Here is a 24,884-nt window from a genome sequence, read left to right as displayed (position 1 = left end):
TGGTGTATTTATTTTGGTCTAAATTCTAAGTGGCTAACTTGATTATAAAATTTGCCAATGTTATTTCTAACCAATCAAACTAAAATTTCTGGAGGAATACATCATGAGCTTAAGAGAACACAAGAAAGCACTCTTCATCAGTGCCGGGATCATTCTAATCGGCGGGATCTTTGCAATCAACGCCCAATCTAAAACCACTAAGAAGGCCGCTTCACAGGACCTGAATCTGTACGAAACGGCGAACATCTCCAGTCTGGATGTCGCGCGGATCACTGACGGTGTCTCCAGCAACGCTTTGAGTCAGGTCGGCGAAGGGCTTTACCGGCTGAACGCTGACAGTCAGGCCGAAAACGCTCTGGCCACCAAGACGACTATCAGCAATCACGGGCACCTTTACACCATTAACCTCAAGCACGATGCCAAATGGAGCAACGGCGATACCGTGACCGCCCAAGACTTCGTTTACTCCTGGGAGCGGACGTTGAACCCGCAATCCAAGTCGGAGTTCACCTACCAATTTGCCAACATTAAGAACGCCAGTGCCATCGCTGCCGGGAAAAAGGCGCCATCCACGCTGGGGGTCAAGGCCGTTGGCAAGTACCAATTGAAGATCACGCTGAGCCAACCCGCTTCCTACTTCAAGCAGATGATGGCCAGCACCACTTACTACCCGCTCAACCAGAACGCCGTCACCAAGTACGGTAAGAAATACGGCACGTCTGCTACCACCACCGTTTACAACGGGCCATTCGTCATGAAGAACTGGAACGGGACCAGTGATAGCTGGAAGTTGGAGAAAAACCCAACCTACGTGGACAAACAGTCCGTCAAGCTTTCCAGCATCAAGTATCAGGTCATCAAGTCGCCAACCACGTCTTACAACCTCTACCAGTCCAAAAAGCTCGATGCCATCACGCTAAACGGCGAACAAACCACGCAAAACAAGAATAATCCCGACCTGAAGTCCCTCTCTTCCGGTCGCATCGGCTTCATTCAATACAATGAAAAGAACGCCGTAGCCGCCAACCAGAACTTGCGGCTCGCCATCTCACTGGCCATCAACCGGCAACAGTTGGCTGACAAGGTCTTGAAGAACGGCTCAACACCAGCAAAAACATTTGCCATCAACAATATGTTGAAGAACCCTAAGACCGGCGCCGACTTCACCAAGGACGCCAACGTGACCGGCACCGCCGATTACCAACCTGCCCAAGCCAAGACCCTGTACCAAAAGGCGTTGAAGCAACTTCATCAGAATAAATTGACCGTCACCCTGACCTGTGCCAACGATGACACCAGCCAGCAACTCGCCGAATATATCCAGGGCGCGCTGAGCAACACGCTCGGGCTGACCGTGAAAGTTCGGGCCCTGCCATTCCCATCAATGTTGAGCAACGTGTCGCAAGGCAACTTCCAGCTCAACCTGACCAGCTGGAGCATGGACTACGCCGACCCAATTCAATCACTACAGATTCTGGAATCGACCAACAACTCCAACATGGGCCACTACGATAGTAAGACTTACGATCACGCGTTGACCGCGGCTGAAGGCAAGAACGCCCTCAACAAGACGGCCCGCTACCAAGACTTATTGACCGCCGCCAAGGCTGCGGCCAAGGACCAAGCCGTCACCCCACTCTATCAAGGCCGAACCAGCACGTTGGTCAACCCCAAGGTCAAAGGGGTCGTTTATAACAAATTCAATGGGAGCGCCGATTACCGGTTAGCTCACGTTGCCAATTAGTAAGTGAAATTTGGAAGGGCGAGGCGTTGCAGTGACGAGCAAAAACGGTATAATTAAGTTAGCACATTAATTATACGTTTTCATAACTCAGGTGAGCCGTGTGGTGTTTCAATAGCGGTTACACCCAGCTAGGTGAAACGTCACAGAAAGGTTCCGAAATTTATGGAAAGTCAACCCTTACGTCACGATCACTACCCAACATCGCAAGAAGAATACGAAGCTGAGTTAACCGAAACGGAACACGAATACGAGGCCAAACTTGAAGCGGCCAAGGAACAAGTCGAAGATAAGGTTCAAGGTCAAATCTCTCGTTACCTGTTGTTCGGGGCCATCTCGGTGGTCATCAACATTACCTTGTTCTATCTGTTCTACCACACCATGGGTATCGGCTATCAATTAGCCAACTTCATCGACTGGATCATCAGTGTTCAATGCTCCTTCTGGCTCGACCGGACCTTCGTGTTCAAGCACAAGTCCGACAAGCCCGTCAAGGAAATGGGCACGTTCTACATGACCCGGGTCGCCACCTTCTTGTTGGAAACCGTCATCTTGTTCCTAGGAATTTCCTGGATGAACCTGAACGGCACCATCACTAAGGTCGTCGGCCACGCGATTGCTTTGGTTCTGAACTTCTTCCTATCTAAGAAGTTAGTGTTCAAGAACCAACCGGCACCTGCGGATTAAAGAAAAAGAGTGCGACCAAGGGCGGTTAGCTGGCGAGCATTAACGTCATTAAGGTATGACCCCGGTTTTGGGGGTCGTGGCTTAATGGGGTTAAGCGGAACCGGCTGCCCTTGGTCACACGTTTCCACCATGTAAAAATTAAAAACAAAAAATCACCAACGCCATCCCCCCAAAAAAATGAGGAACCCAGCGTTGGTGTTTTTTAATCGCATTAATTCCAACTAACCAGCTTATGACCGGGACTTCCCAGCGTCACTGCGCTTCTTCCGCCATTGGCCGTCGCTTTTTTGCGTCCGCACGTTCCCATTAGTTGGGCCTGACTTCACCACGGGACCACCAGCCTTATGCGGATCTCGTTCAATCCTGTTATTATCGTTTGCCATTGAAATGTCCTCCTTAAGAAGTAGCTTATCCGTTGAACTAGTTCCAGGGTACACCGTTTGTCTGGCCAAATCAGGTGCAGGTGACCGTGATACCTGCCGTTTACCCTAAAAAGGCTTAGGCAGCGGTCCCGTTAACGTGTAGAATAGAAGCTAACATAGTACCATCGGAGGGGAAAGCACCATGTCATTACCGTTCATTCTAACTGCCATTGGCGTCTTCTTCGTCACGGATACCGACGATTTGGTCGTGCTCCTACTGCTCTGGCTGGGCGCGAGCAATGCGCGACAACGGCGGGGGATTATCTTTGGCCAGTACTTGGGAATCCTCACATTGATTATCGTGGCGTGGCTAGTCAGCCGCGGCGTCCTGCTCTACAACGTAGCTCATTTGACGCGCTGGCTGGGACTGGTTCCCCTGACGCTAGGAGCGGTCGGCCTGCGAAATTGGTTGAAGAACCGCCAAGCAAATGCGCTGCCACCACTACTCACGAAGGCCGTCAGCCTGCCGCTGGTGTGGTCACTGACCATTGGTAATGGCGGGGACAATCTCAGCATTTATATTCCGTATTTCACCCACCTCACCACCGAGGAGTTTGGCGGTGCCCTCGTGGTCTTCATGGTCATGGTCGGTATCTGGCTGCTGATCAGCAATCGCTTAGCCCGGTCGCACGCGGCCAGCCACTTCTTCGCACGCTTCGGGGCGTGGCTCTCCCCCGTTCTCTTTATCACGATTGGCACGCTGATTCTATGGCATTAATTTTTAAAATGTTCCATGTGAAACATTCAAGGAGGCCTTTATGACAGATACAAAAACCGTGACACTGGCGGGCAAACAGATTCGTTCCTACGTCCAACAGGTCATCACGCTTAAACTGGCGGACATTCAACGCGTCTCCGGTGACGCGAGCGTCATGCACTTGGCGCTCGCCAATGGCACGTCCATGGGTATCATTACCGGCCCAGCATACGGTTCGGCGGCCCAAGTCATGGGCATTCAGGATCTGCGCTACTTCATCAACGAGCTGAATCTGGACTTCGTCTTGAACACCACGGCGGCCAACGATACGGCCCGGCAGCGGATCTTCCAAAATGCTCAGGAACGACAAATTCTGATTATCAAAAAGTGAGAGTGTGCCGAGGCGGTTAGTCAATGAGCATTAACGTCGATAGGCGAATAATCCCGGTTTTGGATTGTTTGGCTATCGGGGTTAAGCGGAGTTGACTGCCTTTTGGCGCACGTTTCGTCAATATAAACTTAGACACACAACAGGCCTGGAGTTTTGTCCCAGGCCTGTTTTTAGTTGCCACATCATTTAGACAAAGTCATTGCCGACAAATCCGGTCTTGTCCGCCGCCGTAATCGGCCGTAGAACCTGACACGGGTTCCCCGCCGCAATCACGTTGGCTGGGATGTCGTGGGTGACAACACTGCCGGCACCGATAATGGTGTCATCGCCAATCGTCACGCCAGGAAGCACAGTGACATTAGCCGCCAACCAGCAACGATTGCCAACGGTGATGGGCTTGGCGATACAACCGCCAAGTTTGCGCTCCGTGGCGTCGAACAGATGATTACTGGTGTACAGCCCCACCTTGGGCCCAAACAAAACGTTGTCGCCAATCGTAATCGGCGCACCGTCTAGCATGACACAATCGTAATTCGCGTAGAAGTGGTCACCAACATGGATGTTATCGCCGAACTCACAACGGAAATTGGGATTCACATCGGGGTCATTACCAGCGCTACCAATCAACTCTTGAAAGAGCTGGGCACGCTGCTCCGCTTTGGGCGCTGCGTTCAACGCGTTCGTCAGCTCCGTCGCGCGATTTCGCCGGTCAATCAGTATGGGGTCGAGGTCGTCGTAAGGCTTACCGGTTGCCATGTAGGCGTATTTTTCTGCTAAATTCATCACGTCAGCTCCTTTAGGTTATATGTCTATCATAACATTTGAGAAACCGGTTTCAACGTTGGGAGTCATAGCTTTGGTGGCGGAAAGTAACTGTGTCTAGCCACTGCCTTTTATAACCATATTCATCAAACCCATTGGCCTGCGATTATAGTTGCCTATCAATTTAATCTATACCGGCAAAAGCGTTGTTTCTGGCACCAATTTCCCTGATAATAGGAGAAAAGATTCTTGAGGAGAATAGATCATGACGACCTGGCAGAACGGGCTTTGGCTACTTTGTTTTCTCGTGCTTATTGCATTAGCACCAAGGATTACGCGCTACTTTGACCTGCATCAACGATTTTTCAATAGTATCGCCCTAAACAGCATTGCTTTTTTGGTCTACTCAATTATTATTTTAGCGCTGTACCTTCCAGTTCGGATTGGCACGATTGTCCTACTGATCATTAGTAATGTTGTTTTTGACGGCTGGCTGATTTATCGGCATCGACATAACTCCCCAGACTAAAATAGTGTGACCGGCTCCACTAATTGGGACACGGTCACACTATTTTTACTTATTGTTTTCTCGTGTTTTCATAGCCGCAACTTCACGTTCAAGTTCAGCCACACCCTCATCAAATCTTTTCTTGAATTCTGGATCCTGACACATTTCCGCAATGAAATCATCCACCGCTTTCATTGGCATTACCGTTCATCCTCTCATGTTGCCGTTACCTTACCATGCCACCTTCTCAAAGACAACGGTTAGCTCTCACACCAGCAAAAAAGGCCGGCCCCACTTTCAGACCGACCCAATCCGTCTAAATTAAATCACCATCATCAGCGCTTGGTACAGCAGGTAGCATCCATAAACCATCACGATACCCCCGGACACAATGTTGACCCACATCAGGAATTTCTGTGGGAGTCGTTCCTTCAGCAAGCCTAAAATCAGCGTGATGCCGAAGAACCAGATGGCCGTGGCGGACACGACCCCGGTGATAAATGGCGTCACTTCACTATCGGCCAACGATCCGCGCATCGCCCCGAACATCAGGCTCGTGTCGATAATGGCTTGCGGATTTGCCCAGGTCACGACCCAGGCATTGACCAGCGACTTTTTCATCGGCAGTGGCGTGTTGGAACTCTCCAACTTGAAGCTCGCGGCGGACCGCAAGATGCCAAACCCAATCCAAATCACCAGTAGACCACCCAAGAACATGATGACCAACTTAAACATTTCGTGGGAGCTAATGATGGCCCCCATTCCAAAGAACGCCGCCAATGTTAACGCCGTATCGGCGAACCAAACCATGATGGTGACCGGCCAAGCACGCTTCAAGGGTTGGTTGATGGCGTTGTTAAAGACAAACAGGTTTTGCATCCCGATTGAGGATACCAGGGCCAAGCTCAATAGCAGCCCCCGTAAATACATTGCTGACATGACAACTCACTTTCCCTCAAGCCTACTCCGAATGTTGCCTGAGTTTTCAAAAAATATATCCTGCTAGCATAACAAACATTTCATGAAAACAAAACCCTTCCGCGGCACCTCGTGCAAATTTTTCTGATAATTAACTGTCAACTTGCTTCATCTGATTAGTATCTTAATATCGCAAAATAGTGGATTTTATTGATTTTAATCAAATTTTAATCTAGAATACCCTTTAAGGAGCTAATCTAACACCATTGAAAGTCCATTTATTAAATAACACCAAGAAAATCGGCTCCCACTAAAACTAGAAAGAATGCGATCAACGTGAAGATTCAATCAACAAACACCCCATTACTGCAGAACCTGAGCCAACCAAGAATGGGAGTCCCACAATATGCCAAAAATTCGATTACACCAACTGACCTTCGGCTTCGACACGAACGTCAGCTTACTCTTTGACCACGTCGATTTAGATCTCGAATCACACTGGAAACTTGGATTGGTCGGCCGCAATGGTCGCGGCAAGACTACCCTTTTCAACCTCTTACTGGGAAACCTGCCCTATCAGGGAACGATTACCGGCAATCAGAAATACGTCTACTTTCCGGCGACCGTCACCGATCCTAGTCAGACCGCCGCGGCCGTTCTCCAGGCCATTTCACCCGTTGCCGACTGGCAGTTGGAACGGGAATTGCGCCAACTGGACTTGAACCCCGAACGCCTGATGCAGCCCTTCGACACCCTGTCCGGCGGCGAACAGACCAAGGCGCTCCTCGCTATTTTATTTGCCGACGACCAAGCCTACCCGCTCATTGACGAACCCACAAATCACCTGGATCTGCCGAGCCGGCGCCGCGTTGCCACCTACCTCAAGAGTAAGCGACATGGCTTCATCGTCGTCAGCCATGACCGGCACTTTCTCAACCAGGTGACCGACCACACACTGGCCATCGAGCGGAAACAAGTCATTTTATATCACGGTAACTTCGCCGTTTACGAGGACCAAAAGAAGCGGCGTGACGCCTTTGAGGAAGAGAAGGACGCCAAATTGAAGAAGGAAGCGGACCGCCTCAAGAATGTCGCCGTGGATATTACGCACTGGGCGCAGGCTACCGAGAACTATCAGCACGGTAACCCTCACGAGAAGGATAGCGGTTGGCGGGCCGCCGGAAGTAGCACGCTGCCCGCCAAAATGATGAAACGTGCGAAAAATGTCGAACGGCGGCGAGACCGCAAGCTTAAGGAGACCGAGGGCTTACGGCAAAACATCGAACACGTGGCGCCGCTTGCCATGACGCCGGTACCGACCCACTATCAGCCGCTGCTACACGTGGCCGACTTCTCCCTATGGTACGGCGACCGCCAGCTCTTCCAGCCGGTATCGTTTGACCTCGAACAGGGAGACCGGGTCGCCATCATCGGCCCCAACGGCTGCGGCAAGTCTTCCTTAATTCACTACCTGCGCGGCACCTTTACCGGCGAACACACCGGGTCAGCCGACCTGAAGCCCCAGTTGTCGTTAAGTATTTCACGGCAACTGTCGCCGGATAACCGTGGGTCGCTGACGGCATTCGCCAACGCTCACCATCTCGACCGCAACGCGCTCCTAAATAACCTCAAGAAGCTCGGCTTACCACGTGACGTTTTCGCCACCCCCATCGAGCAAATGAGCATGGGCCAGCAAAAAAAGGTCGAACTTGCGCAGTCACTCGCGACCCCGGCGAACCTGTTCATCTGGGATGAGCCGCTCAACTACCTGGACGTTTTCAATCAAGAACAACTGACGACACTGATTCAACAGGCCCAGCCAACGCTGCTGGTCGTCGAACATGACCAGCAATTTATTGACGATGTGGCGACTAAGGTGATTGAATTGCGGCCATAATTCTAAACAAAAAGCCCAACCAACTAGGAATTCGCTTCCTATTATTGGTTGGGCTTTTAAAATACGTCCAGAACATCCGCGGCCAGCTCACACTACCTTACGCCAACAACCAATCTACGATGTGAACAATTGGAATGCCGTCCACTTCGCCCACGTCCATCCGATTGGCCGTAATCAGCGTCTTGGGGTAATTGTCGGCCAATGCCTGAAGATTGCCAATTTCTCGATTATCCTTAGTCGGCAACTGAATTGTCACTTGGTAATAGGCGACCTCACTCCCCCGTTTCGCAACAAAATCGATTTCCTGATCATCATACTTGCCCACATCAACGCGGTAACCGCGCCGTAACAATTCTAAGTAGACAATATTCTCAATCTGATGGCCAAAATTATCATGATAATTACGATTCAGCGTGACGTTACGCAACCCCGTATCAACTGCGTAGTACTTAGCCGTTGAGCGCAAGTAATTCTTACCCCGCAAATCATACCGTTTGGCAGGATAAAAAATAAACGCATCACAGAGTAAATTCATGTAGCGCAACGTAGAGGTCGGATTAATCTTCCAACCTTCATCTTTCAAAACGCCAGCAATCTTGTTACCAGAAATTGGATTGCCAATCTCACTTAACATATACGTTGCAACCCGCGTCAACAGCCCATCATTCCTAATTTCCGCACGTTCATTCACATCACGAAGCAGAATTGAACTATAGATGCCATCAAGCACACTACGTTTGACCTCAGCATCGGTAACTAGCGCGACCGCTGGAAAACCACCCTCTGTGACGTAATCGTTGAAAGCCAGCTCCAAGGGCTTAGTATTCTGCGTAAACTGCAGAAACTCCTTGAAGGATAAGGGATAAATTGGAATTTCAACCATCCGCCCCGTCAATAAGGTCGCTAACTCACCAGAAAGTAGGGACGCATTGGACCCCGACACGTAGATATCCGCGTCAAAATCAACCCGAAAACTATTGATGGCGTCTTCCCAACCGGACACTCGTTGGACCTCATCAAAAAATAAATACATCTTTTTGTGCGGAACAATGCGGTCCGTCACGTACTGGTACAGGGTTTCTTTCGTCAATAAAGCCTGATACTTCATCGATTCAAAGTTGATGAAAATAATCTGTTCAGCCACGATGCCACTCTCTTTTAGAAAATCGCGAAACATCCGCAAAACAAAGGTCTTCCCAGACCGGCGGACACCCGTGATGACCTTGACGAATTCCGTATCCTGATATTTTTTCAACCGATCCAAATAAAGCTGGCGAACGACCATGCTAGTCACCTCAAATCCTTTTCTTCAAGTATACTTGAAGAAAAAGATAAATCAACGAGTTTCTTCAAGTATACTTGAAGAAATTATGAATTTAAGTATTTTATCAAGTATACTTGATAAAATTTCAAGTTATCGAACTTAAGCCTGGACAACGTAGTCTTACTCTTCCAACGTTGCCCGCAGCACCTGAATCACCCGCTGCTGCATCGGCGTCAGGACGTGCGATGTCCGGGTCACGATGCTCGAAATGAACGCCGGTTGTTCGTCGTCTAACAGCTCCAGTCGGACCACGTCGTCACGGTGCTGGTCCACGATGCCCGTCAAGAAGGTCACACCAACATTCTCCGCAACCAGGTTCATGATGACATGCGTGTCGGTCGCGCGAAAGACCACATCTGGCCGGAAATGGTTGCGGCGCGTCAACTTATTAAACGCTGTGTTATGGACAAAACTACTATTAAATAGTACAAACTTCTCCCGTTTGAGCTCGCTGAAGTAGACCCGCTTGCGGGTGGCCAACGGATGGCGAGCCGAGACGAAGATGTTAAATGGTTGGCGGTCAAACTCCTCGGCGACCAGCGTCCGGTAAGCTAACGGTTCCGTGGATCCCAGTAACGCCACGTCCGCCTGCCCATCGCGTAACGCATTGCGTAGCCAGACCGAGCCACCCGCCAATGTCTGGATATTCTCCAAAATTTCCTGTCGCTGAAGCTCGGCGGCAACCTTGGGAAAGTAGTAATTTTCAATGATTGGTGGCAACCCCAAGACCATGTGCTGGTCAGCCAGATGGTTCAGTTCCTGATGGGCCACCTGTAATTCGGATAAAATGGTCTGCACGTGCACAGCCAGTTGTTCCCCGCTCGGCGTGACAATCAGCTCGTTATGGACGCGGTCGCGGAGAAAGAGGGTCGTGTTGAATTCTCGTTCCAGCCGCTTGATGGCCATCGTAATCGTCGGCTGGGTCACATTGAAGGCCGCCGCCACTTTCGAAAAGTTTTTTTGCTTAATTAATTGATTGAAATAGTCTAGGTCATTGATGTTCACGTTTAATCCCTCTCAATCCAGCGATTGTCACGATGATATAAATTATATTGATAGTCGCTGTCACATTTGACTATAACATATTTCGCCAGCTATAGTATTCCCTGTAAAGCAATTAAACGAGCGGAGGAATTCAATTTGACATCAGCTAATTCCATCTTAAATAATCCATTTTTAAACAAGGGTACGGCCTTCACCACGGCCGAACGTGAAGCCCTAGGCCTTGTGGGCACCCTGCCCAGCCACGTCCAAACGTTGGACGAACAGGCCACGCAGGCTTACGAGCAATTTCAAAGCAAGCCCACGCAACTTGAAAAGCGGCTCTTCTTAATGACGCTCTTCAACGAAAACCGGACGCTCTTCTTCCGGTTGATGGCCGCGCACGTGGTCGAATTTATGCCGATCGTGTACGACCCCACGGTGGCCGATTCCATCGAACAGTACAGCCACCTCTTCACCGACCCGCAAAACGCCGCCTTCATTTCCGTCGACGATCCCGACAACATCGAAGCGTCCCTGAAAAACGCCGCTGACGGCCGCGACATTCGGCTGGTCGTGGTGACCGACGCTGAGGGTATCCTGGGCATGGGTGACTGGGGCGTCAACGGTGTCGATATTGCCGTTGGAAAATTGATGGTCTACACCGCCGCAGCCGGCATCGACCCCGCCCAGGTGCTCCCCGTCAGCATTGATGCCGGCACCAACAATCAAGCCCTCCTGGACGATTCCCTCTACTTGGGCAATCATCACCAACGCCTCACCGGTGACCGCTACTACGATGTCATCGACCAATTTGTAACCGCAGAACAGAAGCTGTTTCCTGAATCACTCCTGCACTGGGAAGACTTCGGGCGCTCCAACGCCCAGGTCATTCTCGACAAGTACAAGGATCAAATCGCCACGTTTAACGATGATATTCAGGGCACCGGGATGGTCGTTTTGGCCGGCATCCTGGGCGCCCTCAACATTTCCAAGGAAAGCATCAAGGACCAAAAGTTCGTGACGTTTGGTGCCGGGACCGCTGGCATGGGAATCGCCAACCAAATTTTAGATGAACTCAAACGCGCTGGTCTGACCGAAGACGAAGCCCGCAAACACTTCTACGCCGTCGACAAGCAGGGATTGTTATTCAACGACACCCCCGACTTGACCGCCGCGCAGAAGGATTTCACCCGCGATCGCAGTGAATTCTCCAACGCCGATGACCTGACGACCTTGGCCGCCGTGGTTAAGACCGTTCACCCGACCGTGCTGATTGGGACCTCCACGCAGCCTGGCACCTTCACCGAAGATATCGTCAGGGACATGGCTGCCCACACCGACCGACCGATCATTTTCCCCCTGTCGAACCCGACCAAGCTGGCCGAAGCGACCGCCGCGGACCTGATCAAATGGACCGACGGTAAGGCACTGATTGCCACCGGGATTCCGGCTGCCGACGTCGACTATCAGGGGACGACCTACCACATTGGCCAGGGCAACAACGCCCTGATGTACCCCGGCTTGGGCTTCGGCCTGATTGCTGCCAAGGCCAAGGTCTTGAACGGCGAAACGCTGTCCGCTGCCTGCCACGCGCTGGGCGGTATCGTCGACACGACTCAACCGGGCGCCGCCGTTCTGCCCCCCGTTTCGCAGCTGACTACCTTCTCCCAGAAATTAGCCGAAATCGTCGCGCAAAGCGTCGTCGATCAACGGTTAAACAAGGAACCAATTGCTGATGCCAAGCAAGCCGTTGCCGACATGAAATGGACGCCAGTTTACCGCGACTTACCGGCTAGTCTGGTGCTGAATTAAATTTTGATTTGAGCGTTGCTGCTGATGCGGTGACGCTTTTTTTGAGCGGGAAATTAGCCAACGAAGCATTCTAATATTATAATATTGGAAACATCAATTAGTGAGGCGAGTTAAATGCAAGAAAAAAAGCAATTCATTTCGCGGAAGGTTATTAACGTTGGCAGTTCTATTGGTATCACAATTCCTGCTGAAGTGGCAAAGCAATTAAACCTTACCAGCGGATCCGAAGTTGAGATTCAACCAACATCCAATGGCTTTTCCGTTACCAAAAAATCAAGTCTTGATCCCGCATTCATGGCTAGTATGGAAAAGGGCCTTAAAGAATATCGCGGCGCACTGGAAATCCTGCGAAAGAGTGACGAATAATGCGCTACTTATCTGCTGAAGAACTGATTGCTTTGAACTCTAGCGTGCTATTGTCTGCCCATCAAACAACGACGATTCGTAACGCAGCTGGCCTATCATCCATCGAGCAGCTTCCCCAACAGGCTTTTTTTCAAACCGAGGCGTATCCGAACCTGGAGAGTAAACTGGGAATCGTCTTCATCAAAATTATCAATCTACATCCTTTTGCTGATGGAAATAAACGGACTGCGATTGCCGCACTCTGGACTATGGCTGATCTAAACGGTTATTGGATTACCTTTACCGATACTGAATTAGCAGCCTTCGCTCTGGATGTCGCACAACTAGAGGACCGTAAGTTGGATTACAATAGCATTTACCACACCATTAAGGCTCATTTGGTTTTGGAACAATAATCCTAAATAACTGCCAAAAAAACAGGTGATCCCCTCCTACAAGGAAAGGATCACCTGCTTTTTAATACGTCGTCACCCTTGTTCAGCGACCATCCTTAAAGGCCATTATGTCCTAACCTATCTCTAACTTGATAAATATCACACCAAAATCTGTCTATTCTATTAATAAATGCTAAGCAAAAACTTCTACCTAGCTTTTTTGTTGCTATTCCCCTCTACATCCTATACTCTAATTTGAATTAGGGGGAAATTATGAATAAAAAACTACTGCTTACAACATCTATTGCTTTGATTTCTTTTACACTAATACCGACAGAATCTACAGAAGCTAAAATGAGATATCACACCTACGAAAATATTACCGTGTACAAATTTAGAAGAGGTGACTCCATTCACCACGATTTATTCTTAAAGTCATTCACGTTAAAAAGCGGTTCTTGGCTTAATCAAGCTAAATATATTAATAAAGAGGGGGGCTGGGAATTATCCTCAAATTATTTTGAATCTGGAAAATACAACTACTATCTAACACTATCTAATCGATGGGACCGAGAAAATGATAAGGTTGTAGAAATTACTGGAAGGATGCCTACCCTGCCCTGGGTAAACACTAAGAGTTCAAGCCCATGGCTAACCACTAAACCTGGAGATGGAAAGAAAATATTGAACATTTCAAAATCTCCTCATACCATCTGGACAACGAAACGTAGAGCTGTACTAAAATATGGCTATGGGACCAAGCCGGAGTACTACTATGTTACAAGTAAACGGGGTTCCGGTTGGATTAATAAGTATGCCCTTAAACTAGCTCCACACAAACTTTTATCAGTTCAAGTACCTGCTAATAAACAAAAAGTGATTATATTTAATGCTGATGGTTCTAAAAATTATATGTGGCCTAACAACAACTATACCGCTCTCAAATTTCCAAACAGTTCTAAAATTTGGATTAACCTCAGTGACAATCGCCTAGAATATAATTGGGCTGATCAAAATGAGGTCCTTATAAATAACTAAGTCCTAGTTTCCAATTCACACAAAAAGCAGGTGCCCCTTTCCATCAACAAAGGATCACCTGCTTTTTAATACGTCGTCACCACGGCACTCATAATCTGCCAACGACCGTCAACTTGCTCAACGACCATGACCGTGTTCAGTGGCCAGGCATACTTGCCGCTCCCGTGAATGCTGGCGGTCACGCGATTCTGCCCCACCACGCGCCAACCAGCGGCCGTGGCCGTCATTTCGACGTGGTCCTCGATTGAGGAGAAGTAGTGCATCGTCCCCAACCGCAACTCCCGTAACCACTCCGCGCGCGGCTGAACGTACCCCGTCATGTGGGTCAACGTAAAGTCCGGTGCCAGCAAACGGTCCAGTGCCACCGTATCGTCGGCCGCCATCGCATCATTATAGTCGCGATACAATTTTAAAATTTCATCGTTTATCGTCATTTTCATTTTCGATTAATCCCCAAACTATCGCGTGACCCCAACGTTTCATCGTGCGCTAACCGCATCACCAAGTCGGCAATACTCTTCCGTGAAACATCTTGACCGCCAAACGGTTCGCCCTTCTTGGTGACCTCGTAATCAGTATCGTCACCACTGTCGAACCAGCCGGGCCGGATGACCGTATAGTTCAAATCAGAGGCTTCGATAACATCCGCCGCTGCCCGGTAACCGCGCAACATCGGATTACTTTGCAAGTTACCACTGGCGCCCAGACTGGCTGGAATTTCATTGTAGATGCCCATGGATGCAATGAACAATAGCCGCTTAACGTCAGCATCGTCCATGGCTGCGACCAACGTCTTAGCCATGCCAGCCAAATTACCGCTCAAGGCCGCAAAGACCACATCTTGACCGGCCAATGCCGTCTTCAACGTTGCAGCGTCGGTCACACTGCCGGTAATAGCGCGTTCGCGTTCAGCGTTTAAGTTGCCTAAGCGCGCCGTGCTGCGGGCCATCAGGGTCAGTTGGTCGTCCGTGTTGTCTAAGAAATACTTCCGGGTGACGCTCCCCACAGAACCCGTTGCACCAATGATTAAGATATTTGTCATGATTAATTTCCTCCAGTTCGTTTTTTGAATAACCTCAGTGTAGCGCCTTGCAGTTACTTCAAGGCAAGTGTTATTGTCAAATTAAGTTAATCTTTTTGCCGTTCGCCTGGCACAATCAGGAAAATAGCCGCGACCAAAGCCAGGAACAGCAGGCTCGCGCCAACCAAAATGGCGTGTTGGAACCCAATGACCTGTCCCTTAAACAGGTCTTGCGTGGTGACCAAAATCGACAGACCGACCGAACCGCCCAGCTGATGCATGACGTTGACGACCCCTGAAGCAGCCCCGGCGTCGGCACCCTGCGTGTGGGCAACCCTGGCCGCCGTAAAGGGACTTAATGAGAAGCCTTGGCCGACACCAATGATGACCATGGGTGCGGCGATTCCCCACCAATAGCCGGTGGCGGGCGTAAAGAAGCTCAACCAGAGCATCCCCGCTGCCGTCAGCGCGATCCCGGTGACCAGCAAGCCACCGTTACCCCATTTGGCAGTCAACCGAGCAACCTGCAAGGCAATGATAAAGTTCACGACGGTCAGCGGGAAGAAGGCCACACCAGCCATCAGGGCGCTAAACCCAAGCTGATTCTGCATCAGTTGAGGCGTGATGAACCAGAACCCCATCATCGCACCCAGGTAGAGAAAGCGGCCCACATAGGCCCCGATACGCTCGCGGTCGGTGAATAACCGCAGGGGCATGATGGGTTGGTGACTGCGGTGTTCCTGGAAAATGAAGATGGCAAGGAAGACCACTGCCAAGAGGAAGGCCGGTAGTTGTGCCCAGTCACCAATGATGCTGTAGACCAGTGCACTCATCCCAATTAAGGAGCTAAAGGTCCCCACCCAATCTAATTTACCGGACTGACCAGTATCCTTACTTAAATGCTTAACGGCTAAATAGAACATCCAAATACTGATTGGCACGTTCATGAAGAAGCCAACCCGCCACGTCAACAGGCTGGCGAAGATACCGCCAATGACGAGACTGACGCTGGCGCCAATCCCGGCCATGGCCCCGTAGTACGCAATAGCCTTGGTACGTTCGGCGCCTTCATACGTGTCCATCAGGATGGCCAACGTGGTGGGCGCGAGAATGGCCGAACCGATCCCTTGAAAGGCCCGCGATGCAATGATCATGGGCGCGTTGACGGCCAAACCGACCAACAGCGACCCAATTCCGAAGATGATCAGGCCCAGTTGAAACACCCGCCGCCGACCAAACAGGTCTCCGGCGCGACCACCCAATAAGAGGAACCCGCCGAAGGTCAGTGAGTACGCGCTACTGACCCAAGACAATGTTGCCTGATTTAAATTTAAGTCCTGGGCAATCTTGACCGTCCCCGTGAAGATGATCGAGTTGTCCAAGAGAATCATGAAGTAACTCATTAAGATGACTAGTAAAATCCAGTCGAATCGTTTTTGCTTTGCCATATTTTTTCTCCTCGTCTTTAAGTGAATGATTAGGAGTTTAGACCTTCATCTGGACTTCAAGGCAAGGGGAAATTGAAAAAAATGTATTTAAAAATTTATAAGACGTTTGCGTTGTATCTGGTTACCAGGTCTTGTAGAGTTCTCCATGTAAGGGAGGCGCGCGCATGCGGGCTATAAGTAGTGCCACTTTTCGTCAGAATTTGAAATCCTATCTAAAAACAATTCATAAAGATGGCGAACCACTCACTGTCACGACTAAAGATGGCAAGAATAATGTGGTCGTCCTGTCTGTCACCGAATATGATTCACTAGTCGCAACTGCAGAAATCTCTGCAAATACCTATCTAATGAATAAGATTAGGCGTGGTGAGAAACAATTTTCTCGGGGTGAATTCAAGGAACACGAACTGAATTGAAAAGACGTTGATTTGATTCGCCTTGGCTATCAAGGTAAACCTAATCAACGTCTTTTCATATCATCACATTTTTTCGATGACTATTCTAAATCAGCCTTCTCCCGAGCCCCCCATTATCTAAGTAGACCATCATCTCATCAACATCGGTAAATGCTGGTTCCTCATCTGAAATCAAACCTAAGTCCCTAGCTTCAGCCAAAACCATAGCGCGTCTAGTCCTGTCGTTGGGGGTCTCTCTATCCGGTGCCAAGATAGCAAATGGAATTCTATTTTGAACAACCAATTGTTCTGCGGCCATCGTCATGTACTCATTAAAGCTGATTCCAGCAACCGCGAGTCGCTTATCCAATTCCCCACGGAGGTCATCATCTAATCGAATCGTTGTTAGTGTTGTGCCCATCCAATCGCCTTCTCTTAGCCTCACTATACCTGACGACTGGTATTTGGCTGCCAACAACGACTCACAAAAATTGTTATTTTTTCAATCGCGTCCGAATCCGGCTCAGCGACACCGGCGTCATCCCCAAGTAAGATGCCACCAGATGTAGCGGCACGCGTGTCAAAATTTCCGGGTCGTCGGCCGCCAATTGCTGGTAGCGCTCAACCGGGGAATACTGGAGCTGGTCGAAAAAAATATTGCGATAGGCAATGAACCGCTCACAAACAAACCGTGTGATGGCGGGCTGAATCGCGGGATATTTTCGCTGAATCTGATCAAAGGCGGCCTTACTCAACAGCAATACCTGCGTGTCCTCAAAACTCTCAATCGAGAACCCACTTGGCTGGCCTAGATAGAAGCTTTCAAAGGAAGAAACAAGTTGGTTTTCAAAGAAAAATTGTAGGGTGATATCCTTGCCATCACTGTTGTGCCAGAGTCGCAAGGCCCCCTGCGTGACGATAAAAATTTCGGTCGCCACGTCGCCTTCCGCCAGTAGCGTCGTGCCAACGGGAACCTTTTTCGCAACGAATAAGTCCTGTAATTTTGCATAACGTTGCGCAGGTTGAGAAGAAGTCGCTGGTGAAACGGCAACAAATTTTGCGTGATTTTAGGATTTAATAATTAAAAGGCACGCGTTAACTGACTAAAGTTAATGTGTGTCTTTTGTTATTAATAATTATTTTGTGTGGTTAAGTTTATATGGCCGAAACGTGTGACCAAAGGCAGTCGGTTCCGCTTAAACCTGGCAACCAAACAATCCAAAACCGGGATTATTCGGTTGCCAGCCTTAATGCTCGCCGACTAACCGCCTTTGGTCACACTCTCACTCTTTTCCATATCTATTATACCATGCCCACCCCATCAAAAACAGACTAGTCATTCCCACTAAAGCGCGTAAACTAGGGGCTCGGAGGTGATTGGATGTCAGAAACAGAGGCACACCATTTGCAGGTGATCTACCAGCGCTTGACCGGTGATATTGACCGGCTCACGGCTCAGTTGGCTGCACTCAGTCAAACGGCCCGGGATATGAAACAACAGTTGAACAGCGAAGGGCATCTCGACCTAGGCACCTTCAGTGATCAGCTGGATAGCTTCGCCAGTATCGAAGCTAATAACCGACAGATCGACACTTTAAATGCCCGCCACGATACCGCTGTGACGCGACTGGCCCACGCCCAGTTGCTGCTACCACAAGCTTACTTCGCCAAACTCCAACTCGACTTTGGTGACGGTGACGCCGAATCCCTCTACCTTGGCAAGGTCGGCTACACCGATGAAAATACCAACGACCTGATCTACGACTGGCGGGCTCCCGTGGCTGACGCGTACTACGCCAACCGGACCGGGGCCACCAGCTATCAGCACCATCCCCGTCACCGTCGTCGCCCGGCAACAATTTATTATCGACCATGCCGACCTGCAACAGATTATCGATACCGACGTGGCCATTGGTGACCCCCTCCTACTTGACGTTCTCGCCAGCAATCGTAGCGGCGGCCTGCAGGAGATCACGGCCACCATTCAACAGGAACAAAACGCCATCATCCGCGAAAATAGCCAACCCACGGTCATCGTCGACGGGGTGGCGGGAAGCGGCAAGACATCCGTGCTCCTTCAGCGAGTCGCCTACCAACTCTACCGCCATCGCGACAGTTGGACACCAGCCGACATCTTGATCCTAACGCCCAACGTAGCCTTCAGTCGCTACATTCGTGGCGTATTGCCGGCACTGGGCGAGGCCGAACCACTGAGCACGACCTATCTCAAATTAGTCCGTTCTTGGGGACAGCGGTTTGGCTTGACCATTCTAACCACCCGCGGCAATCACCTCGCTAATTTGGCAAAAATTCTTCAAGCGCCCCTAACCGAAACGCCGGCTGGGCTCACCGCGGCGGCCTACGACCAATCCAACGCGCACGATGCCCTACTGACACGGATGCAGCGGGCCTGGCGCTGGCTCCAAGCCGTCGACCGGCTGCCGGAAGATGTCAGTCAGTGGCTCGACTGGCCAACATTGGCCCAACAATTGGGATTAGCCGACTTAACCCCCTACGACCAGCTGTACCTGCTGATTCGGTTCACAGCCTACCAGCAAACGGCTACCGCGGCCCTCTTCGTGGATGAGGCTCAGGACTACGCCGCGGATATCTGGCTATTTTTGACCGCCCTCTACCACAACGCCGAGCTCACCATCGTGGGGGACCACCGCCAGCGACTGACGGGTCAAGCCGTTACCATCCCCGATTACTTTGACCCCGCCAAGACAACCGTCCTCCGCCTCACCACCAGCTACCGGGCAACCGGCGAGATCACGCGCTTCTTCGCCCAATTCGCTGGTGATTGGCAAACGACCATTCAAGCGGTTCAGGCGGCGGGGACAGCCCCACGCGTTCTGGAAAACGCTGACTTGAAACGGGTTCTCGCGACACTCCCCGCAACGACCGGCCAGAGTATTGGCGTTCTCACCACTTCTCAAGAGGCTGCGGCCAAACTCGCCGACCAGTTGGCGGATGCCCAGCTCATTACGAGTGACGGCACACAAACCGTTCAGCCCGGAATCAACGTACTTCCCCTGACCGTGGCAAAAGGTTTGGAATTCGACTTTGCCGTGGTCATCGATTGGCATGCCGACTTTTATCAGGACGCCCAGTTTGGCGATAACCGACGTTATGTAGCGGCTTCGCGAGGAACTAAGGGATTAGCTCTGTTAGCCTAGTTTACTTGAAATTAAATCCCCCACGTCGCCAATAACGTGGGGGATTATTATACAAAAAATTTTGCTAATCGCTATTCAGAGCTAACCTTCAGTCGCTTACCATTGATGACCAATTTCAAAAAAGCTCGGCCAGGTCATCACCGTCCGAGCTTAACACTTATTTACTCACTAATAACCAACAACGACTTAATCGCCTCACGCTTATCCATCGCAGCGTAGGCTTCTGCCACGTGGTCGAGGTCAAACCGCTTGGTAAACACCTTCCCCGGGTGAATCTCACCCTTCAAGACAGCGTCCAATAACACGGCGCGGTCGTAGGTCGTCACGGAAGCAATTCCGCCCCGCAGGCCAATGTTCTTCCAGAACAGGTTGTTGGTATTCATCTCGGCCTTTTGCGGCACACCAACCCGGCCAACGACGGCGCCCGCGCGACCAACTTTAACGGCCGTATCCACGGACTGTTCCGTCCCGACACATTCGAGCACGGCGTCGGCCCCGGCACCATCGGTCAGCTCCAGCACACGTTTAACCGCGTCATCGCCCCGTTCGGCAACGATATCAGTTGCACCAAATTCGGTGGCCAAGGCTTGCCGGTCGGCGTGACGACTCATCGCGATGATTCGCTTAGCCCCCCGCAGTTTGGCGGCAATCACACCACACAGCCCCACAGCACCATCACCCATGACCACGACCGTGTCGCCTTCCTTGACTTCGGCGGTCGCAGCAGCGTGGTAGCCGGTCGCCATGACATCGGCTAACGTCAATAGGTCGTTCAGTTGGGCGTCCGAGTAGTCGCTGGGTTGGCCTGGCACCTTCACCAAGGCCCAATCTGCATTCTTAAACCGTAAGTATTCACCTTGATAGCCCACAATTTCGTCGTCAGTCCGCGCATTTTCACAGTTGCCATCGAAGCCAGCTAAACAAGCCGCACAGTGGCCACACCCATGGGTAAAGGGCGCGATGACAAAGTCGCCGGGTTTAACGTTAGTCACATCATGACCAACACTTTCGACGATTCCGATTGCTTCGTGGCCGACTGGCGTATTCTTTTGTCGGTCGTTGATGCCGCGATACCACCAGAGATCGGACCCACAGACACAGGCACGCACGATTTTCAGAACGGCGTCGGTTGGGTTCTTGACGCTGGGTTTCGATAACTCTTGGGCTTCCACTTTGCCCGGTTCAACGAAGACTGCTGTTTTCATAAATTCATCCTCCAATTTTGATTGATACGGTCAGTGTACCCCTTGAAGTCCACTTTAAGGCAAGGGTTATTTGAAATTAGCCCACCAAGTCGTCAGCTGTTGGTCGGCCGTGGATAAATCGCCGGCAGTCATGCCAATTCCGGCCACGACACTTGCTTGTGGAATCAGGCTGGCAAAATCATCCTCGTAGCTTCCGGGCGTTCCGGCATCCGTGTAAAACGGGGCCACTGTGCCGGTAAAGCTGGCCAATTGCTGCAAGAAACTCCGAACGGGCGTGGCGACCTGAGCCGACCACACGGGGCCGCCAACCAGAATCGTATCAACCTGCGTGAGATCCGGCAACGCGTTGGTCAATTTCGGTAAATCACCACTGGCGAGTTGCTGACTCGCCACATCTGCGGTCGCGTACATGTCATTCGGAAAGGTTCCCGCCGGCACGGTCAACGTGATCCGCGTCGCACCAGTCACCCGTTGTAGCGCCGTCGCCATTTTCGCCGTGGTTCCGGACCACGAATAATCAACGATCAAAACTTTTGTTGGCATCTGAAGATCCCCTTTACTGTAGTTGTTGCCTCTAGCATACAGGGTTACAGTTAGTTGAAGGCAAGGGATTCTTGAGAATTTTTTTGAGGGGTCTCTTTACTAACGAAATTTAGAGGAAATTCGTAACGGTATTTTGGGAAATCTTCGTTAAAAAAACTGGGCACACAACCGTCACAGCTGTATACCCCGGTTCTCCAGTCTAATTAAAACGTGCGATTTAAAAGATACTCTGTGCGCGTCTAAGTAATTCGCCTAATACACTAGGCTTAATCTTACCAACAACTTCTGCATGCCTAGCTACATAATCATAATTAGGAATCATATACGTAATAACGGACCCTTTGACACCACTAACTTGATCAGCAATTGGCAAAAATATTCGTCGATCGTTAATCATTTTAGATGTAATTGGCATCCCTACAATCATTTTAGTCTTCGCATTATAAGCATCATTTGATAAAACTACTAGTGGCCGTCGAATATTCCCCCGTTGCGGATCATGGCCACCTTCCTCACGCCCTGCATGTGGCTCCGCATCAATAAAGATGATATCCCCTTGCTTTAGGTTCACCATTCCACGTTCTCCTTGCCAACTGGCGATCCGTTATCGATGTTTCCGAGCTCTTTATTAATCTTTTTAAAATCAATATCATCATAAGTACCACTAAGCCAAGGGTTTGTTTGTACCGGTCGATATTCTAGGGAACCATCATTCTTCTTTATTAAAAGATATTTTTCCTTTTCGTCGATGCCAGCCTTTTTAGGCACTGTCAAAACTATGGAGTGACCAATTCTTCGCGTTTCATATTCGCCAATTATACGTTCATTAGAATTCTTTTCCATCATTTTTACAGCACTTCCTTTCGTATATCTTAGTATATACTGAAGACATTATAACTACAAGGACAACCCCTTCTAAAGCTTTTACCAGACTTTGAAAATTTAATTAAAAAATGTAAAGTCAAACGGGGAGGAAAATCATGACTCGAGGAATCAAGCTGTTACCTATACTGCTATTGATGGTCATCGCATTCTTCGTCGACTTGTATCGGTCAGCGCTACCAAGTTGGTTCGTATTCAGTATATTTGCTATTCTGTTCATTAAGGTTGCCAGCTATGCCTATCATGTTGTCACAAGAAAATAATCTTTATTACGTCAAACGGGTCTGGGACAAAAGTCCCAGACCCGTTGTGCGCTCCGAACGTATATTGCTGAAACGTGCGCCAAAAGGCAGTCAACTCCGCTTAACCCCGATAGACAAACAATCCAAAACCGGGATTATTCGTCTATCGACGTTAATGCTCATTGACTAACCGCCTTTCGTCCCACTCTCATTTTCTATTTCCATTAAGCAATCCGATATCTAATAGAACCCATCGTCAGGCGCTTTCTCCTGATGATCGACCTTTTCCGCGTGTTCCTTTTCCAATGCCCGTAGTTCGGCTTCAGTGCTTTCCATGTGGTCGTAGAAGTGGTTGAGCTTGTAGTTCAGGTGGTCGATTGCCGCCTGCAAGTCATCGCGCTTCTCTTCCATTACGGCTAGCTGTTCCTTCAGTAAGGCCTTTTGTTCCTTGGTGTTGTCCTCTTGGGCGTCGAATAGTTCAATGTACCGCCGCAGATTTTCGATGCTCATCCCCGCTGATCGCATCTGGGTCACGAAGCGAATCCGCCGAATAATGCGGTCATCGATATCGCGATTGCCCACCGGGGTCCGGTCAATGGCGGGAATGAGGGACTCCTTTTCGTAGTAGCGAATCGCGGCGGAAGAGACGCCTGTCTTTTCGCTGGCTTCTTTAATGTTCATTTGCCTTCAGCTACTTAAGTTTAGTAAACCGGTCGATTCTGCCCCTCGGTTGCGGGGTCTGCCATCCCAATACTATCACGACTATAGCGCGCCGGGTCCGCAATCATCTTCAAGACGACATCGGCCACGCTAGCCCGTGAACCCGAAACGCCGTTGTACGGTTGGTCCTTGGTCGTGACGGTGTAACTGATGTCGCGGTCGTTCAACCAAGGTAACCGCAACGTGGTGTAGTCCAGCCCGGAGTTGGCGAAAAGTTTGTCGGATTCCCGCGCTGGGGCCATCCCGGCACCGATCATTTCTAAGTTCCAGCGACCAAATTCACCGCCGACTTCATCATAAAGGCCAAGAACATTGGCAAATAGCACGCGATCAACGTGGTTGGCCTGCATGGCACTGATGACATTCTTGGTTAACCGATTCTGCCGGTCGTGGTCGACCATCGCCACAAAGACCAGATCTTGGCCTACCATAGCAGCGGTCACGGCGGCCTCGTCAGTGATGTCGCCATCAACCAGCGTCACGCGCGGATTGTCCTGCAGATTGTTGAGACGACTGGCGTTACGTAAAAATAGTGTCAGGTCAATATCTGCGAATGCTGCTTCGGTGAGGATACGGTGTTCAACGAGCCGCGCAATTTGACCATTTGCGGCTAAAATCATAACTTTTTTACTCATTATTAAGACTCCTTTGTCTGAAGCCACCAGCGTTTAAAGCCGCTGGCGGTCTGTTCTAAGTTCACTTTTACTAGTGTCGGAGGGATCCTCCAATCGCTTGAATGACCCTAGATTAAACCTTCATGTGTACTTCAAGGCAAGGAGAAAGTTAAATTTTTTTGACAGAACGATGTAAAGGCCGCAGGCACACCTAAAATCAGTGTTCTGCGGCCTTTACCCGGCTAGCTAATTTGGCTCGTAAAAATTCTTATGCAATCAATGCGACTATCGCCTGGAACTCGCGCAAGATGGTCGCTTTAAAATCTTCAATCTGCTTCATGTCCAACTGATTCTGCATAGCGGGAACCAGCAACCCGGTCAGTTGGTGCCGCTGGAATTGGTTATTCCGTAAAAAGATCATAGGAATCCTACTACCATCAGTAGGCTATCCTATGACCTTTTAAGTTTGACCTAAAGGTTGAAAGTTCCAAAATACCAGCCATGCCTGCTCTAGCAACAATAGTGAGACTAAAACTAGGCAACATGGTGGGCCCTTCGCCTTATCGGCCGGCAGATATGGGCTGGATCGGTGCGAACACAACTTGAAGCCTCGAAAAAGCCGAGTCTACAAGCTTGGTTTTCTACTAAGCCGGCAAGAAACGCCGACCAAGTAGAACGACGCGCCTGAGCCCATATCTGCCGACCTCTCGGCTT

Annotated in this window: 30 protein-coding genes and 1 pseudogene; 13 read left to right on the top strand and 18 right to left on the bottom strand. The window is 50.1% G+C overall.

Going from position 1 to position 24,884, the window contains the following annotated elements; all coding sequences use genetic code 11:
- The first annotated feature begins 103 nt into the window (after positions 1-103).
- Together FC99_RS04505 and FC99_RS04500 are read left to right on the top strand one after the other, a co-directional pair.
- Positions 104-1,744 (top strand): peptide ABC transporter substrate-binding protein, encoded by a 1,641-nt coding sequence (locus FC99_RS04505; RefSeq protein ID WP_048733444.1) that lies wholly within the window; start codon positions 104-106, stop codon positions 1,742-1,744.
- Positions 1,745-1,906: 162 nt separating this feature from the next.
- A complete protein-coding gene (locus tag FC99_RS04500) occupies positions 1,907-2,428 on the top strand; it encodes a GtrA family protein (protein WP_048733447.1) in 522 nt (173 codons plus the stop codon).
- A 230-nt stretch (positions 2,429-2,658) separates the two neighbouring features.
- On the opposite strand, the gene FC99_RS13990 is transcribed toward FC99_RS04500, so the two are convergent.
- The gene (locus FC99_RS13990) at positions 2,659-2,811 is read right to left on the bottom strand and encodes a hypothetical protein (protein ID WP_164480526.1); all 153 of its coding nucleotides are present in this window, start codon (positions 2,809-2,811) and stop codon (positions 2,659-2,661) included.
- A 181-nt stretch (positions 2,812-2,992) separates the two neighbouring features.
- Here FC99_RS13990 and FC99_RS04495 point away from each other — a divergent pair, with 181 nt between their 5' ends.
- Together FC99_RS04495 and FC99_RS04490 are read left to right on the top strand one after the other, a co-directional pair.
- Positions 2,993-3,568 carry a cadmium resistance transporter gene (locus tag FC99_RS04495; RefSeq protein ID WP_048733450.1) on the top strand — a complete coding sequence of 192 codons (576 nt, stop codon included), beginning with the start codon at positions 2,993-2,995 and terminating at the stop codon, positions 3,566-3,568.
- Between the two features lie 40 nt (positions 3,569-3,608).
- Positions 3,609-3,938, top strand: coding sequence for a hypothetical protein (locus FC99_RS04490; RefSeq protein WP_048733453.1), 330 nt, complete (start codon positions 3,609-3,611; stop codon positions 3,936-3,938).
- 186 nt (positions 3,939-4,124) lie between these two features.
- Here the strand turns inward: FC99_RS04490 and FC99_RS04485 are convergent, their stop codons facing one another.
- Entirely contained in the window at positions 4,125-4,721 is a 597-nt protein-coding gene (locus FC99_RS04485) for a sugar O-acetyltransferase (protein ID WP_048733455.1), read from the bottom strand.
- A gap of 244 nt (positions 4,722-4,965) precedes the next feature.
- On the opposite strand from FC99_RS04485, the gene FC99_RS04480 reads away from it, so the two are divergent.
- Positions 4,966-5,229 carry a hypothetical protein gene (locus FC99_RS04480; RefSeq protein ID WP_048733458.1) on the top strand — a complete coding sequence of 88 codons (264 nt, stop codon included), beginning with the start codon at positions 4,966-4,968 and terminating at the stop codon, positions 5,227-5,229.
- Positions 5,230-5,274: 45 nt separating this feature from the next.
- Here FC99_RS04480 and FC99_RS14350 read toward each other — a convergent pair whose 3' ends face one another.
- Together FC99_RS14350 and FC99_RS04475 are read right to left on the bottom strand one after the other, a co-directional pair.
- On the bottom strand, positions 5,275-5,409 hold the full coding sequence (locus FC99_RS14350; protein WP_268872110.1) for a hypothetical protein: 135 nt from the start codon (positions 5,407-5,409) through the stop codon (positions 5,275-5,277).
- A gap of 120 nt (positions 5,410-5,529) precedes the next feature.
- Positions 5,530-6,147: a LysE/ArgO family amino acid transporter gene (locus tag FC99_RS04475; RefSeq protein WP_048733460.1), complete on the bottom strand. Its 618-nt coding sequence runs from the start codon at positions 6,145-6,147 to the stop codon at positions 5,530-5,532.
- A gap of 385 nt (positions 6,148-6,532) precedes the next feature.
- Between FC99_RS04475 and abc-f the strand changes: the two genes are divergently transcribed.
- Complete coding sequence (gene abc-f / locus FC99_RS04470; protein WP_056986476.1) at positions 6,533-8,023, top strand: ribosomal protection-like ABC-F family protein; 1,491 nt, start codon at positions 6,533-6,535, stop codon at positions 8,021-8,023.
- A 97-nt stretch (positions 8,024-8,120) separates the two neighbouring features.
- On the opposite strand, the gene FC99_RS04465 is transcribed toward abc-f, so the two are convergent.
- Together FC99_RS04465 and FC99_RS04460 are read right to left on the bottom strand one after the other, a co-directional pair.
- Positions 8,121-9,308, bottom strand: coding sequence for an ATP-binding protein (locus tag FC99_RS04465; protein WP_048733465.1), 1,188 nt, complete (start codon positions 9,306-9,308; stop codon positions 8,121-8,123).
- 159 nt (positions 9,309-9,467) lie between these two features.
- Complete coding sequence (locus FC99_RS04460; protein WP_048733467.1) at positions 9,468-10,352, bottom strand: LysR family transcriptional regulator; 885 nt, start codon at positions 10,350-10,352, stop codon at positions 9,468-9,470.
- A 135-nt stretch (positions 10,353-10,487) separates the two neighbouring features.
- Between FC99_RS04460 and FC99_RS04455 the strand changes: the two genes are divergently transcribed.
- The 4 genes from FC99_RS04455 to FC99_RS04440 all read left to right on the top strand — a co-directional run bounded on the left by FC99_RS04455 (position 10,488) and on the right by FC99_RS04440 (position 13,921).
- Positions 10,488-12,143 carry a malolactic enzyme gene (locus FC99_RS04455; RefSeq protein ID WP_048733468.1) on the top strand — a complete coding sequence of 552 codons (1,656 nt, stop codon included), beginning with the start codon at positions 10,488-10,490 and terminating at the stop codon, positions 12,141-12,143.
- 114 nt (positions 12,144-12,257) lie between these two features.
- Positions 12,258-12,509, top strand: coding sequence for an AbrB/MazE/SpoVT family DNA-binding domain-containing protein (locus FC99_RS04450; protein WP_048733470.1), 252 nt, complete (start codon positions 12,258-12,260; stop codon positions 12,507-12,509).
- Positions 12,509-12,904, top strand: a complete 396-nt coding sequence (locus tag FC99_RS04445) for a type II toxin-antitoxin system death-on-curing family toxin (RefSeq protein WP_048733472.1) — start codon at positions 12,509-12,511, stop codon at positions 12,902-12,904. Before FC99_RS04450 ends, FC99_RS04445 begins: the two co-directional genes overlap by 1 nt.
- A gap of 252 nt (positions 12,905-13,156) precedes the next feature.
- Positions 13,157-13,921: a hypothetical protein gene (locus FC99_RS04440; protein ID WP_048733473.1), complete on the top strand. Its 765-nt coding sequence runs from the start codon at positions 13,157-13,159 to the stop codon at positions 13,919-13,921.
- A gap of 65 nt (positions 13,922-13,986) precedes the next feature.
- On the opposite strand, the gene FC99_RS04435 is transcribed toward FC99_RS04440, so the two are convergent.
- The 3 genes from FC99_RS04435 to FC99_RS04425 all read right to left on the bottom strand — a co-directional run bounded on the left by FC99_RS04435 (position 13,987) and on the right by FC99_RS04425 (position 16,390).
- Positions 13,987-14,361, bottom strand: coding sequence for a nuclear transport factor 2 family protein (locus tag FC99_RS04435; RefSeq protein WP_048733475.1), 375 nt, complete (start codon positions 14,359-14,361; stop codon positions 13,987-13,989).
- On the bottom strand, positions 14,358-14,966 hold the full coding sequence (locus FC99_RS04430) for an NAD(P)H-binding protein (protein WP_268872111.1): 609 nt from the start codon (positions 14,964-14,966) through the stop codon (positions 14,358-14,360). The genes FC99_RS04435 and FC99_RS04430 overlap by 4 nt, the downstream gene beginning before the upstream one ends.
- A gap of 83 nt (positions 14,967-15,049) precedes the next feature.
- A complete protein-coding gene (locus FC99_RS04425) occupies positions 15,050-16,390 on the bottom strand; it encodes an MFS transporter (RefSeq protein ID WP_048733479.1) in 1,341 nt (446 codons plus the stop codon).
- Between the two features lie 164 nt (positions 16,391-16,554).
- Here FC99_RS04425 and FC99_RS04420 point away from each other — a divergent pair, with 164 nt between their 5' ends.
- Complete coding sequence (locus tag FC99_RS04420) at positions 16,555-16,806, top strand: type II toxin-antitoxin system Phd/YefM family antitoxin (protein WP_048733483.1); 252 nt, start codon at positions 16,555-16,557, stop codon at positions 16,804-16,806.
- 85 nt (positions 16,807-16,891) lie between these two features.
- Here the strand turns inward: FC99_RS04420 and FC99_RS04415 are convergent, their stop codons facing one another.
- Positions 16,892-17,206, bottom strand: coding sequence for a type II toxin-antitoxin system RelB/DinJ family antitoxin (locus tag FC99_RS04415; protein ID WP_048733484.1), 315 nt, complete (start codon positions 17,204-17,206; stop codon positions 16,892-16,894).
- 73 nt (positions 17,207-17,279) lie between these two features.
- Positions 17,280-17,753, bottom strand: a pseudogene (locus tag FC99_RS04410) (Crp/Fnr family transcriptional regulator); the annotation flags it as partial.
- A gap of 413 nt (positions 17,754-18,166) precedes the next feature.
- Here FC99_RS04410 and FC99_RS13925 point away from each other — a divergent pair.
- A complete protein-coding gene (locus tag FC99_RS13925) occupies positions 18,167-18,703 on the top strand; it encodes a hypothetical protein (RefSeq protein ID WP_048733487.1) in 537 nt (178 codons plus the stop codon).
- Positions 18,690-19,964, top strand: a complete 1,275-nt coding sequence (locus tag FC99_RS04400; protein ID WP_048733490.1) for a UvrD-helicase domain-containing protein — start codon at positions 18,690-18,692, stop codon at positions 19,962-19,964. The genes FC99_RS13925 and FC99_RS04400 overlap by 14 nt, the downstream gene beginning before the upstream one ends.
- Positions 19,965-20,125: 161 nt before the next feature.
- On the opposite strand, the gene FC99_RS04395 is transcribed toward FC99_RS04400, so the two are convergent.
- The 7 genes from FC99_RS04395 to FC99_RS13785 form a co-directional block, all read right to left on the bottom strand.
- Positions 20,126-21,169 carry a zinc-dependent alcohol dehydrogenase family protein gene (locus FC99_RS04395; RefSeq protein ID WP_048733492.1) on the bottom strand — a complete coding sequence of 348 codons (1,044 nt, stop codon included), beginning with the start codon at positions 21,167-21,169 and terminating at the stop codon, positions 20,126-20,128.
- Between the two features lie 66 nt (positions 21,170-21,235).
- Positions 21,236-21,712, bottom strand: a complete 477-nt coding sequence (locus FC99_RS04390) for a flavodoxin family protein (protein WP_048733494.1) — start codon at positions 21,710-21,712, stop codon at positions 21,236-21,238.
- 217 nt (positions 21,713-21,929) lie between these two features.
- The gene (locus tag FC99_RS04385) at positions 21,930-22,286 is read right to left on the bottom strand and encodes a type II toxin-antitoxin system PemK/MazF family toxin (RefSeq protein WP_048733496.1); all 357 of its coding nucleotides are present in this window, start codon (positions 22,284-22,286) and stop codon (positions 21,930-21,932) included.
- Positions 22,280-22,558 carry a hypothetical protein gene (locus FC99_RS04380; RefSeq protein WP_048733498.1) on the bottom strand — a complete coding sequence of 93 codons (279 nt, stop codon included), beginning with the start codon at positions 22,556-22,558 and terminating at the stop codon, positions 22,280-22,282. Before FC99_RS04380 ends, FC99_RS04385 begins: the two co-directional genes overlap by 7 nt.
- A gap of 518 nt (positions 22,559-23,076) precedes the next feature.
- The gene (locus FC99_RS04375; RefSeq protein WP_048733500.1) at positions 23,077-23,517 is read right to left on the bottom strand and encodes a MerR family transcriptional regulator; all 441 of its coding nucleotides are present in this window, start codon (positions 23,515-23,517) and stop codon (positions 23,077-23,079) included.
- A gap of 20 nt (positions 23,518-23,537) precedes the next feature.
- Positions 23,538-24,191 (bottom strand): NAD(P)H-binding protein, encoded by a 654-nt coding sequence (locus tag FC99_RS04370; protein ID WP_048733502.1) that lies wholly within the window; start codon positions 24,189-24,191, stop codon positions 23,538-23,540.
- 247 nt (positions 24,192-24,438) lie between these two features.
- The gene (locus FC99_RS13785; RefSeq protein WP_156166908.1) at positions 24,439-24,591 is read right to left on the bottom strand and encodes a hypothetical protein; all 153 of its coding nucleotides are present in this window, start codon (positions 24,589-24,591) and stop codon (positions 24,439-24,441) included.
- Between the last annotated feature and the right edge of the window lie 293 nt (positions 24,592-24,884).

Source organism: Levilactobacillus koreensis JCM 16448 (genome assembly GCF_001435525.1).
GTDB lineage: Bacteria > Bacillota > Bacilli > Lactobacillales > Lactobacillaceae > Levilactobacillus > Levilactobacillus koreensis.
The sequence above is the reverse complement of the archived record's forward strand: the minus strand, read 5'-3'. Positions and strand labels throughout refer to the sequence as shown.